At 35.5% G+C, this 15,825-nt stretch carries 13 protein-coding genes; 8 read left to right on the plus strand and 5 right to left on the minus strand.

Features of this window, described 5'->3' with window-relative positions:
- Positions 1-207 precede the first annotated feature (207 nt).
- The 3 genes from HHU08_RS23705 to HHU08_RS23715 all read right to left on the minus strand — a co-directional run bounded on the left by HHU08_RS23705 (position 208) and on the right by HHU08_RS23715 (position 3,276).
- The gene (locus HHU08_RS23705; RefSeq protein ID WP_169189469.1) at positions 208-1,455 is read right to left on the minus strand and encodes a sugar ABC transporter substrate-binding protein; all 1,248 of its coding nucleotides are present in this window, start codon (positions 1,453-1,455) and stop codon (positions 208-210) included.
- A 238-nt stretch (positions 1,456-1,693) separates the two neighbouring features.
- Positions 1,694-2,725: a polysaccharide pyruvyl transferase family protein gene (locus HHU08_RS23710; protein WP_169189470.1), complete on the minus strand. Its 1,032-nt coding sequence runs from the start codon at positions 2,723-2,725 to the stop codon at positions 1,694-1,696.
- 89 nt (positions 2,726-2,814) lie between these two features.
- Positions 2,815-3,276 (minus strand): hypothetical protein, encoded by a 462-nt coding sequence (locus HHU08_RS23715; protein WP_101728937.1) that lies wholly within the window; start codon positions 3,274-3,276, stop codon positions 2,815-2,817.
- Between the two features lie 190 nt (positions 3,277-3,466).
- On the opposite strand from HHU08_RS23715, the gene HHU08_RS23720 reads away from it, so the two are divergent.
- From HHU08_RS23720 to HHU08_RS23740, 5 genes are all read left to right on the plus strand, one after another.
- Positions 3,467-3,832 (plus strand): VOC family protein, encoded by a 366-nt coding sequence (locus HHU08_RS23720; protein ID WP_169189471.1) that lies wholly within the window; start codon positions 3,467-3,469, stop codon positions 3,830-3,832.
- Positions 3,833-4,540: 708 nt separating this feature from the next.
- On the plus strand, positions 4,541-5,566 hold the full coding sequence (locus HHU08_RS23725) for an ArsR/SmtB family transcription factor (protein WP_224427580.1): 1,026 nt from the start codon (positions 4,541-4,543) through the stop codon (positions 5,564-5,566).
- Complete coding sequence (locus HHU08_RS23730; protein WP_101728938.1) at positions 5,567-6,376, plus strand: ABC transporter permease; 810 nt, start codon at positions 5,567-5,569, stop codon at positions 6,374-6,376.
- Positions 6,377-6,389: 13 nt separating this feature from the next.
- A complete protein-coding gene (locus tag HHU08_RS23735; RefSeq protein ID WP_169189472.1) occupies positions 6,390-7,367 on the plus strand; it encodes an ABC transporter ATP-binding protein in 978 nt (325 codons plus the stop codon).
- Positions 7,364-8,176, plus strand: a complete 813-nt coding sequence (locus HHU08_RS23740) for an ABC transporter permease (protein WP_169189473.1) — start codon at positions 7,364-7,366, stop codon at positions 8,174-8,176. Before HHU08_RS23735 ends, HHU08_RS23740 begins: the two co-directional genes overlap by 4 nt.
- Before the next feature lie 199 nt (positions 8,177-8,375).
- On the opposite strand, the gene HHU08_RS23745 is transcribed toward HHU08_RS23740, so the two are convergent.
- On the minus strand, positions 8,376-9,815 hold the full coding sequence (locus HHU08_RS23745) for a phospholipase D-like domain-containing protein (protein ID WP_169189474.1): 1,440 nt from the start codon (positions 9,813-9,815) through the stop codon (positions 8,376-8,378).
- A gap of 790 nt (positions 9,816-10,605) precedes the next feature.
- Here HHU08_RS23745 and ahpC point away from each other — a divergent pair.
- Together ahpC and ahpF are read left to right on the plus strand one after the other, a co-directional pair.
- Positions 10,606-11,169 carry an alkyl hydroperoxide reductase subunit C gene (ahpC, locus tag HHU08_RS23750; RefSeq protein ID WP_016201574.1) on the plus strand — a complete coding sequence of 188 codons (564 nt, stop codon included), beginning with the start codon at positions 10,606-10,608 and terminating at the stop codon, positions 11,167-11,169.
- A gap of 14 nt (positions 11,170-11,183) precedes the next feature.
- Positions 11,184-12,713 carry an alkyl hydroperoxide reductase subunit F gene (ahpF, locus tag HHU08_RS23755; RefSeq protein ID WP_016201573.1) on the plus strand — a complete coding sequence of 510 codons (1,530 nt, stop codon included), beginning with the start codon at positions 11,184-11,186 and terminating at the stop codon, positions 12,711-12,713.
- A 295-nt stretch (positions 12,714-13,008) separates the two neighbouring features.
- Here ahpF and HHU08_RS23760 read toward each other — a convergent pair whose 3' ends face one another.
- Complete coding sequence (locus tag HHU08_RS23760) at positions 13,009-13,455, minus strand: GNAT family N-acetyltransferase (RefSeq protein ID WP_169189475.1); 447 nt, start codon at positions 13,453-13,455, stop codon at positions 13,009-13,011.
- A gap of 333 nt (positions 13,456-13,788) precedes the next feature.
- Between HHU08_RS23760 and HHU08_RS23765 the strand changes: the two genes are divergently transcribed.
- Positions 13,789-15,450: a peptide ABC transporter substrate-binding protein gene (locus HHU08_RS23765; RefSeq protein ID WP_169189476.1), complete on the plus strand. Its 1,662-nt coding sequence runs from the start codon at positions 13,789-13,791 to the stop codon at positions 15,448-15,450.
- The last annotated feature ends 375 nt before the right edge of the window (positions 15,451-15,825 follow it).

The raw sequence follows: 15,825 nt of genomic DNA on the forward strand, positions 1-15,825 counted from the left end.
CAGGAGATATAAATAGGTAAGGGGCTCTTTTACTAGTAAAGTTTCTCAATTTTAAAGCACTTCCTTTACTTTAAATAGAAAAGGAGCATCTCCTAGAAGGAAGATTCTATTTTTCTAACGTATTTGATCAGTTTTTTATTACTTCTGATCGAACCGTTAGTATTTAGATAGCTTCCTCCAAAGTTTGAGATACTCCTCTCTGCTCGTTTATTTGCTTAAAACTTTTTCTGTTTCCGTATTAAACGCATCTAGTTCTGACTGTACATCTTCTCCACCTAGATAAATTTTCTCAAAATGCTTCAAATAGTTTTGTGCAATTTCTTCAAATTCAGGAATTAACGGCATTGGACGAGAATTTTCCATTTGCTCTCCAAATACTTGATATAATGGATCACCAGCTAATTTTTCATCATTCCATGCTTCTTTTACTGTAGGCATTGCATTCGTTAATTCTAACCATTTTAATTGATTTTCCTTTTTCACCATAAAATCAATAAACTGTGCCGCTTGATCTTTTTTCTTTGAATGTTCAAATATTGTTAAATTAGAACCGCCAAGACTTGAAAAATTATTTTCTTTACCAGAAGGTAGAACAGCAGTTGCCCATTTGCCTTCAATATCTGGCACTGTGTCATTAACCGCTTTTACCATCCATGGACCACTAATAAACATTGGTACAATAGCATTGCCTGAGAACGTTTGCGAAACATCCATTCCTAAGTCCTGCTTAGGTGCATAACCTTTTTGAATCATATCATTTAGATACGTAACTGCTTCTACAAACGGTGCCTCGTTAAAATGTGGCTTTCCGTCATCAGACAATAAATCAGAACCGTTTTGTCGTGCAAACATGAAGCCTAATGTTTGTTCCTTAGAGTCTACATTTAGGCCATACATATTGTCTCCTCGTTCTGATAATTTCTTTGCTGCATCTTCCAGTTCTTCCCACGTTTTAGGTGCCTCTGTATATCCAACAGATTCTAAAATATCTGTACGATAGAATAAAACTCTTGTTTCTGCAGCCCAAGGTATAGCATAATATTTATCATCAAACTTTGTTGTTTCTACTGAACCTTCAAAAAAATTATCTGGGTTTAAATTATCGTATTTATCGATGTATTCCCCCATATCAGCTAGTGCACCAGCTGCTTGAAATTCCGGCATCCAAGTAGTACCCATTTGAAGTACATCAGGACCTTGTTTCGAAGCTACCGCTGTCAATAATTTATCATGAGCACTAGCCCAAGGAATTGCTTGAATTTTAACTTCAATACCAGTTTCTTTTGTAAATTCCTCTGCCATTTTAGGGAGTTGTTTCACTTCATCACCCATCCCCCAAACTGTCAGTACTTCTGAGTTACTAGCATCATTCTTACTATCAGAACATCCCGCCATTAATCCAACTGCAAGTAGTGCTGTGGTTCCTAGCAATGCAAATTTCTTTTTGAAATTCATTCTTGTTTCCTCCATTTTTAGATGAATTTTATAGAAACGTTTCGATATAAGTAAGTATATATCACGAATTATTGCTTTGCAAGCGTTTTCTAATCGTATTATTTGATTTTATATATAGAAACGTTTCACAAAGATAAAAAAATGCCCAACAATGTTTAAAGATAAAGTACTATCAACAATTTTTATTGATAGTACTTTTCTCTTTAAGCGTTGTTGAGACATCGAAAATAAAATAGGTTTACCCTCTAAAAAAATCCTTTAGCACTTGAAAATCTTCTCTTACGTCAATCTTATTCGGCTCAGCACTTTGTAATTTTTCAATGATAGATGGCAGCCCATTTAATTCTTTATTGTCGGTGTATTCAATAAAAGATAGTTCGTGTAGCCAATCATTATAAGAATGCTTCGCTTTTCCATAGCTGTTCCCAAATACTAGACAAGGGGTCTTAGTAATAATAGAAAAAATCATGGCATGCAGGCGATCTGTAATAATTAATTTTTTCGAACCAATTTTATCAAACATTTTCAATAACTGGTCTTCTCGGTCCGCATAATCGATCACATCAACCTCTGAAAGTACCGTATCTGTTCGCTCGACAAGATTATCTTTTCCTACTAAGTTCATTAAATCAGACACAAAACTTTCTTCCGTGACCTTTTCCTTGTCCGCTCTTAAGACAAATAGAACACCTTCCCTTTCAAGGTCCCTCGGTTCAATGGAAAGAGATAACACCATATCCGGAGTGTACAGCACATTTGCTTGGAAAGTATCTTTCAGAATTTCTAAAGTCTGCTTCTCTCTTGCTACTAATGTTAGATTAGGGTTTTGGTTATATGCTTCCTGACTTTTTTTCTTTTCTGCTCTCCCTTCCTCCGTATCTTCAAAAAAGGCTGATTGTGGGAACACAATCGTGCGATAATCTTTAAATGACTCAATTACCTTTCTGCGATCCTCTTCAATATCTACATATAAGCTTCCTAAATTTCCTCCACCTGTAAAACAAACAATATCGTCTGCATTAATAATCTTTTTAACTAGCTCTATTCCTTCATCTGTTGCATAATCCATAATTTCAATATATTCATAGTATGGAAAACAATTTTCAATAAATTTTTCTTCCGCATATGCTATTGCCTGATCTCCCATATTCGTATAACTCGGAGATCCAAATAGAAATACCTTTCTTTTATCATTAAATAAAGCATCCTGATTAACATTAGGAGCAATTCCTTTTACTATACTAAACTCTTTTCTTGCTTGATTTAACATAACATTATTCCTCCTTCTATAGATCTTCGGGTTTATTGTCATGTACCCAAAAGGAGTAATAAGTATTCCGAAAATAGTCACTTTCTCTCTTACCTTCCTTTTTTCCATGCTAAAAGAATTGCTTGGCCGTCACTTGGCGCATTTTCTCCATAATCAAAAGGAAGCAATGCAAAAAAGATATAGTAAAAAGAGAAATACGCAAACTGATAGAAAAAGGAGCTTCTTGGTAAAATATCCTGAATGATTAAGAAATTAATCACTAAAACAGTTAATAAGTTAAATAAACTGCCTCCCCCATGAATTAAAATTCGTTGCCATCTCTTTTTTTTCTCAATCCCTTTATAATGACAAGCTGCGTCTATAAAATAAAACAAACGAATATGGATGGGACCAATACAAAATATCTCTTTACCCTTGCCAACGATCAAATCACCCTTTCCGCCAAATAGCCAAACAAAAAAATGGTGTCCAACAGCATGAATAAAGCTAACAATAGGCAAAATGACGAAAAAGGCCCATGCAAATTTATCAAGATCACTTAGGGAAAACATCGTCATCCTCCCTTCTCTTCCTATTAGGATGAACGGTTCAAGTGCTACGAGTGTGTAGAAAAAAATAGATATATGTAAAATACCTCTACTATTCTGAAGTGAATCCTCTATTAGAGATTTGATAGATATTGGTAATACTTCTATGTATAATTTATTTATCAGAAAATGCCATTCTGAAAAGAGAACCACCATGATACAAAAAGTTGGTCAAATCGGCATAATCGTAAAAAAAATAGAAAATGCCATTCACTTTTATAAGGAAAAGTTAAGGTTATCCCTATTATTTCAAACAGAGAATATGGCCTTCTTTGATTGTAACGGCTTACGTTTACTTATCAGTCTCCCAGAAAATAAGGAATTCGATCATCCGAGTTCCACTATTTATTTTCAAGTAGAGAATATAAAAACAGCTTTTGAGGAATTAATAAAAAACGAAGTCGCCGTTGTAAGTGAGCCTCATCTTGTCGCTAAGATGGAGACTACAGAAACATGGATGGCCTTTTTCCGTGACATAGAAGGAAATTTACATGTTTTAATGAGTGAGATAGTAGTTTAATATTGCTGCCTAATTAGGTAGCTTTTTTGTTTTTGAGGTGGGAGTAGTTTCAGGTTTGGTATTTGCTGTTGATGGACTCCTCTTTTTCGCTTGAGCATTGCACTTTTGACTTTTATTTGCTTGATGAACACCTCTTTTCCCTCGAGCTTCTGCCTTTTTGGTTTTCATCCTCTTGATGAACACCTCTTTTCCCTCGGGCTTCTGCTTTTTCGGCTTTCATCCTCTTGATGAGCACCACTTTTTCCTCAGGCTTCCGCTTTTTCAGCTTTCATCCCCTTTATGAGCACCACTTTTTCCTCAGGCTTCTGCTTTTTCGGCTTTCATCCTCTTGATGAGCACCACTTTTCCTTTGTGCTTTTGCTTTTTGGGTTTTCATCCTCTTGATGAGCACCACTTTTTCCTCAGGCTTCCGCTTTTTCAGCTTTCATCCCCTTTATGAGCACCACTTTTTCCTCAGGCTTCTGCTTTTTCGGCTTTCATCCCCTTTATGAACACCTCTTTTCCCTCGGGCTTTTGCTTTTTTGGTTTTCATCCTCTTGATGAGCACCACTCCTCCCTCTTCTTCCTTCACTTTCATCTTTTTAAAAAACAACATTCCCCAAATTTTCCATTGACAAATCCTTCCTCTCTATATAAAATACTGAATAATTTTGCAAAATTATAAATTTGATTCGCCCAAAAGCGAATTAAAGTAAAAGGAAGAGATCCATGGATAACCTAAACCTTTGGATTAAAAAACATGTACGTATTATTTACTCTCCCTTCCGTGAATTATTAACAAGCTTACATGTTATATACAATCCAGCCCACCACCTGACGAGGCTCGAATGGGCAGAACAAATAAAAAAAGAAATACCGAATCAGCTATGGGAAATGATCCAACTTTTTGGTGAACTAAGCAATGGATGGCTCAATTTTCTCGATTTAGACGATTATCTTTTATTGGAAGAGAAGCATGTGGAAGAAGCAATTGAGCGATTACGCATGCTTCCGGAAAACCAATTTATCGCTTTCCTTCTTGGTAAAAGAATACACACAAAAGCAAATGTTATGGAACAAAAGTTACTAAAGAAGCCTAATTATTACCGAAATCAGCTATGCGATTTGCTTTATGATTATCATCAAACATATTTTGCCCGTGAATTGTATCGAATGGAACCATGGTTAATTAAGTCTGTTTATGAGTTAAAAAAAGCAATAGAGGCTAATCCATATGAAGCGATGAACTCTATCCATCCTCGCTTTAAGCTTGATCAAAAGTCGATACGATTTTATAAAGCAGATACCTGGATTTTTACTTATGAAGAAATAGAAACATTGACGATTTATCCATCCAGCTTTATTGCTCCACATCTCTTAGTTGGTTTGGAAGTGCCGACAATCATTGTTTATTTACATGTTCCCTTTCCTAATCAGGCAGAGAACAAGCAAGATATTGTACCTGTGGACTTGCTTTCTGTTCTGGCTGCATTAGGAGACAAAACAAGGTTACAGTTATTAAAACAAATGTCAGAACATCCATTTTGTACACAACAATTATCTGAATCTACAGGTCTTGCAAAAGCGACTATTTCTAAGCATTTAAAAATATTAGAAAAGGCAAATTTAATTACTGGTGAAAGACACGGACATTTTGTCTTTTATAAAACGAATTTGCCAAAATTAGACCAATTGAAGGTCGACTTAAACCAGTTTTTTGATCAGCCTTCCCTTGGTCAAAAGGAGGATACATAAATGTGGTTGAGTATTTCTGCCACCTTTTGGCGAAACTATCTCGTTATGAGAAGAGCTTTTCCTTGGTCTTTTTTTCTAGGTCATATATTAAGTGCCATTTATATAATTATCTTTGCCTATCTGACCTACTTCTTTGTTTTTAAGGGGGACTTATCATCTAGCTTCTCTGCTTATGCGGGCACAAATGATTACCTTTCTTACTGTATTTTAGGAGGCTTATTATATTCGTTTTCTGTATCTCTGTTGATGATTACGAGTCGCACACTCATTACAGAACTAAGAGAGGGCACTCTAGAATCTCTATTGCTAACACCTTCAACAAGAAAAGGTTATTTTCTCGGATATGTTGCTCAAGGATTGATTAGAATCATGATGGAATTTCTCGTTATTATTGCTATTGGCTCTTTATTTGGCTTGCATTTACAGCAAATTAACTGGTTTCATGTGTTAATTGTTCTTGCCATATTGATCCTATCTACCTTTTCGATGGCATTAGTATTAGGCTCCTTTATGCTCTTTTTTAGAGATACATATATTACACAAAATACGCTATTTGTTCTTATGGGGCTTGTATGCAGCATCACTTTCCCTAGTGACTTTTTACCAGAAGGAGTGAGATGGATTAGCCACATAATGCCGCTTACCTATGGAGTAGATGCCTTACGAATGGTTTGGATTGAGGGGGTTGCAATAAACGACCTATTAACCCCATTACTAAAAATGGTCATCCTCGGACTGATTTATTTGCCCATCGGCTCGTATTTAATGAAAAGAATGGAGAAGTACGTATTAGAAAAGCACTTTGGATAAGGAGTGAAGAAAAATGATAGAAGCAAAAGGAATTAGTAAATACTACACGATAAAAAAAAGAAAGAACTTTTTTCGCTCAGAAAAACAAATTGTCTGTGCAGTAAAAAAGTTAGATTTATCGATTAATGAGGGGGAAATTGTTGGCTTACTCGGTTTAAATGGGGCTGGCAAAACAACTACAATAAAAATGCTAAGTACTTTATTAAATCCAACAGAAGGTCAAATAACTGTTGATGGGGACGACGCGGTAAAAGATGCAATGAAAGTAAAAAAGAAGATTAACATGATTGCCGGAGGAGAAAGAATGCTCTATTGGAGATTGACTGGAGAAGAAAATCTCCGTTATTTTGGAAAATTGTATCAACTTTCTGGTCTCCAATTAGAGAAGAGAATTGCATACCTTCTTGATCAAGTTGGTTTATCCGATTCAAAAGATGTTCCTGTCGAGCTGTATTCCAAAGGAATGAAACAAAGGCTACAGATTGCTAGAGGGCTTATTAATGATCCAAAATATTTATTCCTTGATGAGCCTACTCTCGGTCTAGATGCACCAGTAGCTAAACAATTAAGAGGATTAGTAAAAGACCTAGCTAGTCAAGAGAATAAAGGAATTTTATTAACTAGCCATTATTTAGAGGAAGTGGAAGAGCTTTGTGATCGTGTCTATATTATCGAAAAGGGAACCATTATTTTACATGATACACCAGAAAAAATTATTGCTTCCGTTGTAAAAAACTATCATTTGATGATAGAAACAAGCTCATTATCTGTTGCTTTGCAAAACAAAATCAAAAAGGAATTAGTAAATTGTACTATACAGTTTACTGATTTAACAGACAGTACCTCTATTCATATAGATGCACCATTTGACCCTACTTCTTTCTTTATTAATATTTGTATGAATGAAGCCATTTCTATTCTTAAACTTGAGCTGAAGCGTCCTCGATTAGAAGATGCGATTCTCACCTTAGCAAAGGAGAAATCGGCATGAAGATGTTGACTATTTTATATGCGGAGATGGTAAAAAGTCATAGGCATAATTTTCATAACAAGCTGATTTATTTTTCCTTGCTTTTTTGGCCTGCTTTATTATTTGTTACCGCCTATTATTCTTTTAAGCCTTTTAACTTAACAGACTCTAGTCCCTTATCAGCCTATATGAATGTTGATCAAATTACAATGTTTCTCCTAACTGGCTACTTGGGCTATATTTTTTTCTGGAGCCTAGTCCAATCCGCTTGGAATATGAGCTATGAACGCCAAGCAGGGACACTTGAGCTTATCTTTCTAACTCCTGCAAACCGCTTGATGATCATGTTTGCTAGAGCTGCCGGAAACCTTCTAGAAGCAGTATGGCTATTTACTGCTTTCATCCTATTAGTGCTTGTCGTTACAGGAAAAGCAGCTGATATTTATTGGACTCATGTTCCATTAGCACTGTTGCTTCTTAGTGTATCTGCTATTGTTTGGGGCGGATTCTTAAATATTGTATTTCTGTTTTCCCGTGATGCGGGAATACTTTTTACCATCTTTGAAGAGCCCATGCAGTTCTTCTCCGGTGTCCGTATTCCTGTGCTTGCCTTTCCAATTTGGGGAAAAGCAATCGCATACCTTTTCCCTTTAACTTATGTACTAGAAATATTCCGGGATTTAGTGTTGAACGGAAAAAATTTCACCCAGATGATTGGACAATATTCACTCTTACTTACAATCATCCTATTATTATGTATTTCCTCTGTGTTTTTGTTAAAAAAGGCAGAAACACATGCAAAAGAAACAGGTAATATGGTTCTTTATTAACCCTCCTAAAAGCCTCCGTGTTTCACGTGAAACACGGAGGCTTTTAGACGATTCTTGCCTTTATTACTATTACTTTTTATTTTCTAGGAAATAAAAAGTAGACTTCCATTAGTGGAGGGTTTTTCTCATCCTCCACCTAGCTTCTTCGCTTTTCCATAGCTTACAGTTGGGTCTTACTGCCCAATTAAAAGTAGGATAATTAAACAAGAAAATCGACAAGTTTTACAACATAAGACAAGGCCTTAACGACTAACTTCTTCCAAATAGCTGCCTCTGATTCCTTTACTTTATTATCATTTTTATAGCTTCCATCTTCTAAAACTTGAAGACTATGTTGATCGATTGTTTTATTTAATTCCTTTTGTAAATAATGAGCAAAATCTTTACTATCAATTAAAATCATTGTTTCTGTATTTAAAAAAGTACTTCTAGCATCTAAATTGTAAGAACCAATTAAACTAATTCTCCCATCAAAAATATATGTTTTTCCATGAAGAGATTCTGTCTTTGCCTGATATTCAAATAATTCATCAACCGAATCAATAATTTCCTTTCGATTAAACCAATAACCAGAAAAAGCAAGCAAATTTGGAGTGGAAGCAATAGAGTTCGTTAGTACCTTCAAATGATTAACTGTTATCTTCTCTGAATCTACATACTCAAGCATTTTCTTAGTCGGAACGATATATGGACTTTCTAAATAAATAGACTTTGTTGCTTGTTCACTTAAAGAAACAAGTTCTTTCCAAATAAGTGGATCTTTATTGATTCGTTGATGTGGATTGTAGAGAAAATATACCTTCTCTGCTGGGTAGGCATCCTTTTTCCAATCTATGTCTTTATTGATCGGTAACGGATAGATATCTTTCGCATTTTTTAATGATCGAAGAGCCTCTTTCTCTTTGTTCTTTCCTAACGCTTCCTTTCTGTGGGATATTTTCTTCACTGCCTTCTCCGTATATGGATGTTCCCATACAAATTGATAATAATCTGCCATTTGTGTTAATACACTGGCCTTGTTTCTTTTTGTTTCTGTGAAAACGAGCACATCCCGGTCATTTGATGCTCCTTTAGAGCCTGCCGCGCTAAAGTATTTGTCCCCTATATTTCTGCCACCAACTAACGCAACCTCTTCATCAATGATAAAAAGCTTATCATGAAATCGATTATTCCATGTCCACGGCTTCCCTAAATGAAGTGGCTCATAATACTTTAATTCGATATTCGGATGAGCAAATATTGCATAGCTATATAAACGTAGATCCTGATTGAATTTATTAACTATTCCATCTAATAAGATCCGCACTTTCACACCACGATTGGCAGCATCAAATATACAGCCAAAAAATAAATCGGCGTATGGTCCCTTATGAATTGCATAAGTAGAAATATCAACAGATTCTTTTGCATTCTTTATCAACTGTAACCTGGCCAAACCTGAGTCTTCCCTATCTTGAAGTAATACCACTTTGTCTGGTGACACTCCTTTTATATCATTCTGATTGAGATCAATCTTTGGCTTCCAAGAGGAATCTGCCTTGGGCTCATGAAAAGAAGGTACGATAACACAGGAAACTACAATATAAAGGAGATAGACTCCAGCTAGCACTAAGATTATCTTCAGACTTTTACCTATCATATTGTCTCCCACCAATTTTTTATGTATACTTATCTTCTCCTTCATTTAAACAATTATGAAAAGAAGAATCGCTTTCTTATTAATTACTATTTACCGTTTATATAATGTATACATGAATGATATTCAAAGGCTGTTTTCTAAAGGATTGTTGTTATTTCAATAGGAAAAAACAATTAGTTGGAAAAATGGAGCAGCCGGAATACACGAAGACTCCTGTGGGATTAGCGAGACAGTCTGAGACCCCGGAGGCGAAGCTGAGGAGGCTCAGCGCGAGCCCCACGGAAAGCGAAGTGTATTCCGGCTGCGGGTAATCGCAACAAACTTTACGAAAACAGCCTATTCAAAAGAATGATTTAGAGCCATAATGATTTTTCTTATTATTCAGTATATTCCTCCTGTAATTTGTGTTTTTTCCAATGTAAAATCACAAACCTACTAAAAAGATTTGCTCCATCCATCCGAATCATAGATTTAAACAAATTCATTAAATGTTTAATAGATTAATTAAATTTACCTTAATTGAGAAAAAACCTTAATAAATGAAAATTAACGGTTAAAAAGCGATATTAATTTAATCTCAGTGCTAATGTTATTAACTATTTTACAAATTAGACAGGATACACAGTCCATTAAAATTAAAATAATTATAATTAAGTAACACCTTATCCTTGACAAAATAATTAAGTTTATATAATAATAAATGTTGAATTGTAATTATTATTATTTGCATAAGTTTAGATTATTCGTCTAAACTAGTAATAAATTTATTTTTAATAGGAGGAATTTAAAAATGTCAATTATCGGAAAAGAAGTTGCACCATTTAACGCTCAAGCATTTCATAACGGTGAATTCATCTCAGTAACAGAAGAAAACTTAAAAGGTAAATGGAGTATTTTCTGTTTCTACCCAGCTGATTTCACTTTCGTATGCCCAACTGAATTAGAAGATTTACAAAATGAATATGCAAAATTAAAAGACCTTGGAGTAGAAGTATATTCTGTTTCAACAGACACTCATTTCACTCATAAAGCATGGCATGATCATTCAGATGCAATCGGTAAAATTGAATACATTATGATCGGTGACCCAACACAAAGAATTTCTCGTGACTTCGAAATTTTAAATGAAGAAGCTGGTCTTGCAGATCGTGGAACATTCATTATCGATCCAGATGGTAAAATTCAAGCTGTTGAAATCAACGCAGATGGTATCGGCCGTGATGCAAGCACTCTAGTAAACAAAATCAAAGCTGCACAATATGTTCGCAACAATCCAGGTGAAGTTTGCCCAGCTAAATGGCAAGAAGGCAGCACAACACTTAAACCAAGCCTAGACCTTGTTGGTAAAATTTAAGGGAGTGGCTCTATATGTTATTAGATAACGAAATTAAAGGGCAACTGAATCAATATCTGCAAATGATGGAAGGCGATGTAGTTCTTAAGGTTAGCACGGGATCTGATGAAGTATCCCGTGACATGCTAGCCCTAGTGGATGAACTAGCTACCATGTCATCACATATCAAAGTAGAAACTACTGAATTAGAAAGAACACCAAGCTTTAGCGTAAACCGCGTTGGAGAAGATACTGGAATCACTTTTGCTGGTATCCCTCTTGGACATGAGTTTACTTCTTTAGTATTAGCTTTACTTCAAGTAAGTGGTAGAGCTCCTAAAGTAGATCAAAAGGTAATGGATCAAATTAAAGCAATCAAAGGTGATTACCACTTTGAATCATATATTAGCTTAACTTGCCATAACTGTCCGGATGTTGTACAAGCATTGAATGTTATGAGTCTTTTAAACCCTGGAATCACGCATACAATGATTGATGGGGCCGCTTTTAAAGAAGAAGTCGAAAGCAAGGATATCATGGCAGTTCCTACTGTTTTCCTCAACGGAGAATCATTCGGCAGTGGTCGTATGTCGTTAGAAGAAATTTTAGCGAAAATGGGCAGTACAGCTGATGCTTCAGAATTTGCTAACAAAGATCCTTATGATGTATTAGTAGTTGGGGGCGGTCCTGCTGGTGCAAGTGCAGCAATCTATGCTGCTCGTAAAGGAATTCGTACTGGTATCGTTGCTGAACGTTTCGGTGGCCAGATCATGGATACTTTAGCTATTGAAAACTTCATTAGTGTGAAGCAAACAGAAGGTCCTAAGCTTGCAGCAAGTCTTGAAGAGCATGTGAAAGAATATGACATTGATGTAATGAATCTTCAACGTGCTAAACGCTTAGAAAAGAAAGACTTAATCGAAATCGAGTTAGAAAATGGCGCGATTCTAAAAAGTAAATCTGTTATTCTATCAACTGGTGCTCGCTGGCGTAATGTTGGTGTACCTGGAGAAGCAGAATTCAAAAATAAAGGCGTAGCATATTGCCCACACTGTGATGGCCCATTATTCACTGGAAAAGATGTTGCTGTTATTGGTGGCGGTAACTCAGGAATTGAAGCTGCTATCGACTTAGCAGGGATTGTGAAACACGTAACAGTTCTTGAATTTATGCCAGAATTAAAAGCTGATTCTGTTTTACAAGATCGTCTAAATAGCCTACCTAATGTTACTGTTCTTAAAAATGTTCAAACAAAAGAAATTACTGGTACTGATAAGGTAAACGGTATTACTTATATTGAACGTGAAACAGGTGAAGAAAAACATATCGAACTTGCAGGTGTGTTTGTTCAAATCGGTCTAGTGCCTAGTACCGATTGGTTAGAAGGTACAGTTGAACGTAACAGAATGGGCGAAATTCTTGTTGATAAGCATGGTGCAACAAGTCTTCCAGGTGTATTTGCTGCTGGAGATTGTACAGATAGTGCTTATAAACAAATTATTATCTCCATGGGTTCAGGTGCAACTGCCTCATTAGGCGCATTTGATTATTTAATCCGTAACTAATAGTTGTGTTTGTAAAGGAGCTTCCTTTTTGAGGAGCTCCTTTTTATTGTGTGAATTCTGCTTAGTAGGAGGGGGTTTTTGTTAGAATTCTGCTGATCCCTGTGCTAAAATAGCTCTCTCTGTTACCCCTCTCTTCGCTTTTTCGTGCTTTCGGGCTCTGAAAAGCTCTCTCTGTTACCTTTCTCTTCTCCTTTTCTCACTTTCCGGCTCTGAGAAGTCCTATTTAATTAAAACCCTCTTGATAACTAAAAAAGACTGCACTCTAAAAACAGAACAGCCCTTCGTTCATTCCACTTTATAACTCTAACTCCATCCATTCATCTGTTTCTTTAAAGCCGAACTTCTTGTAGACAGGCCTGCCAAGCTTTGATGCACCAAGCCACATTTTCGTAATGCCTAAGCTTTTTGCTTCATCTACTAATTTCGTTAATAAACCAGTAGCAATTCCTTTTCCACGATAATCATTTTTCGTATACATATTGGTCACGTAAGCTTTTTTTCCACTCTTATTAGTATAGGAAGGGGGAAAATCATAAATAACGATTGCTCCTGTTGCAATGATCTCCGTTTGCTCTTCTACTATCCATTGAATAAGAGATTCTTCTGCTAATTTCTTTTGAAAGAAAGCCTCTAACTCTTTATCAATATCTTTATCTGCTTTAATCCCCTCCTCTACTAACTGGATTTTCCTCCATTCCATTAGTAAGTTGGCATCATCAACAGTCGCTTTACGATAATTCATCTAATTCCTCTCTTTCCTATATCCTTGACGATAAAAATATTTATTCGTTCATTTCAAAATAAATTTACACCTTTTAAATAGATATGAATAATTTTTAAAACCATTATACCATCCCCTTTATTATCTTTTGAATAATAAAAAAATTCCCTATTATTTAAAAATATGAATAAATAACCTGAAAAATAGATCCAAATATACTAATCTCTTCAATAATTATCCAACAATAACTTTACAAGTCCATTAATTAATAGGTATAATAATTTTTATAGTTTTGAATGTTCACTACATATACAATATTCAGAATTAAACAATACAAATTAGGGGGAATACTTCATGAAGCGAAAAAATTGGTTATTGCTTCTCACTTTTGCATTTGTGCTAAGTGTCTTAGCAGCATGCTCTGGAGATAATACCAACGTTTCAACAGATGCAGACAATAAAGAAAGCAAATCAGGTGAAAAGGTCCTTAACTTTTTAAATCCAGAAGCGATTCCGTCAATGGATCCATCTTTAGCGACAGATGAATCTTCCTTTATCTATTTAGGCGCTACTATGGAAGGGCTTTACCGTTTAGATAAAGATACACAACCATCACCTGGAATTGCGACAGATCATAGAGTAAGTGATGATGGTTTAACTTGGACTTTTACATTAAGAGAAGATGCTAAGTGGTCAAACGGCGACCCAGTTACAGCAAATGACTTCGTATATTCTTGGCAACGTGCTGTTAACCCTGATACTGGATCAGAATATGGTCCGTATATGATGAATGGTGTAATCAAAAATGCTACTGCTATCAGCACTGGAGAACTGGCTGTTGACCAATTAGGCGTTAAAGCAGACGGTGATTATACACTTGTTGTAGAATTAGAAAATCCAACACCTTATTTTGAAACATTAACTACTTTCGGTACATTCTTACCATTAAACCAAAAATTTGTAGAAGAAAAAGGGGATAAATTTGCAACAAGCTCTGAAGACTTGTTAGCAAATGGACCTTATGCCATGTCTAATTGGGATAGTACAAGTAATTCATGGGTACTTGCAAAGAACGATAATTATTGGGATGCAAGTACAGTAAACATGGATAAACTAACATTTGAAGTAGTAAAAGATCCACAAACTGCGCTTAACCTATATGAAAAAGGATCTGTTGATCGAATGGATCTTACATCTGATCTAGTTGACCAATACTCAACAGATGAGAATTATGTAGTTTCAGCTGATACATTTGTGTACTTCCTTAAATTTAACCAAACAACTTCAGAAGCTTTAGCAAATCAAAACATTCGCCTAGCAATAAGCCGTGCATTTGATAAAGATGCTTTAGTTAATGAAATTTTAAACAATGGTTCTATCGTTGCGAATGGAATTGTTCCAACTGATTTTACTCCAATGCCAGAAACTGGTGAGGACTTCCGTAAAGTAAGCGGAGATCTTGTAACATATGATTTAGAAGCAGCAAAAGAATACTGGGCAAAAGGATTAGAAGAGTTAGGCACAGATAAAGTTGAGCTTGAGTTTTTAGCAGATGATGATGCAACAACGAAAACGTTAATTCAATATGTTGCTAATCAGCTTTCCACAAACTTAGAAGGCTTAACAGTTAACATTAAACAAGTTCCAAAAGAACAACGCCTGGATTTAGATTCCAATATGCAATATGAGCTTCAACTTTCTAGATGGGGCCCTGACTTCCTAGATCCATATACATTCATGAACCTATGGATTACAGATGGCGGAAACAATAAGACTGGCTATTCTAATAAAGAATACGATCAGCTAGTTGGCGATACTGCAACAAAATTTGCAACAGATAATGTTGCTCGTTACGACAACTTCCTGAAAGCAGAAAAACTATTATTTGAAGATGCACCAATTGCACCTGTTTACCAAGCTTCTAGAGCACAATTAGTTTCACCAAAAGTTCAAAATGTGTTCGTGAACCCATTCGGGGCAACATATGAATATAAGTGGGCTGACGTAGGAGAATAATAGAGAACTATTTCATCAATAAGCGGGAATATACCGAAGTAGGTATATCCCCGCTTATTTGCGTTTTCAACAGTTCCTAAGAAACTATCGCATTAGATATCTTTTCCTAGAACAAAAGATTCATTTTTCCGTATTCTACAAAAAACTTAGTTCGTTACATATACAAACTATTTAAACCTTGCTATACTTTTGTCTAGATAAGGACTTAGATATTCCTTATCCTTCAAAATTAAAATATTCCATCATCATGCACTTATTGGTAAGGAGGGGATTGCGTTCTGTTAACTGATCTGTTCCACCTTGTATGTCATCATGGATTTCTTCAAAAGAATATCTTCAACCATTCACCTAAAACCAAATGTATACGATTACATT

This window comes from Niallia alba (assembly GCF_012933555.1).
GTDB classification, from domain to species: Bacteria; Bacillota; Bacilli; order Bacillales; family Cytobacillaceae; genus Niallia; species Niallia alba.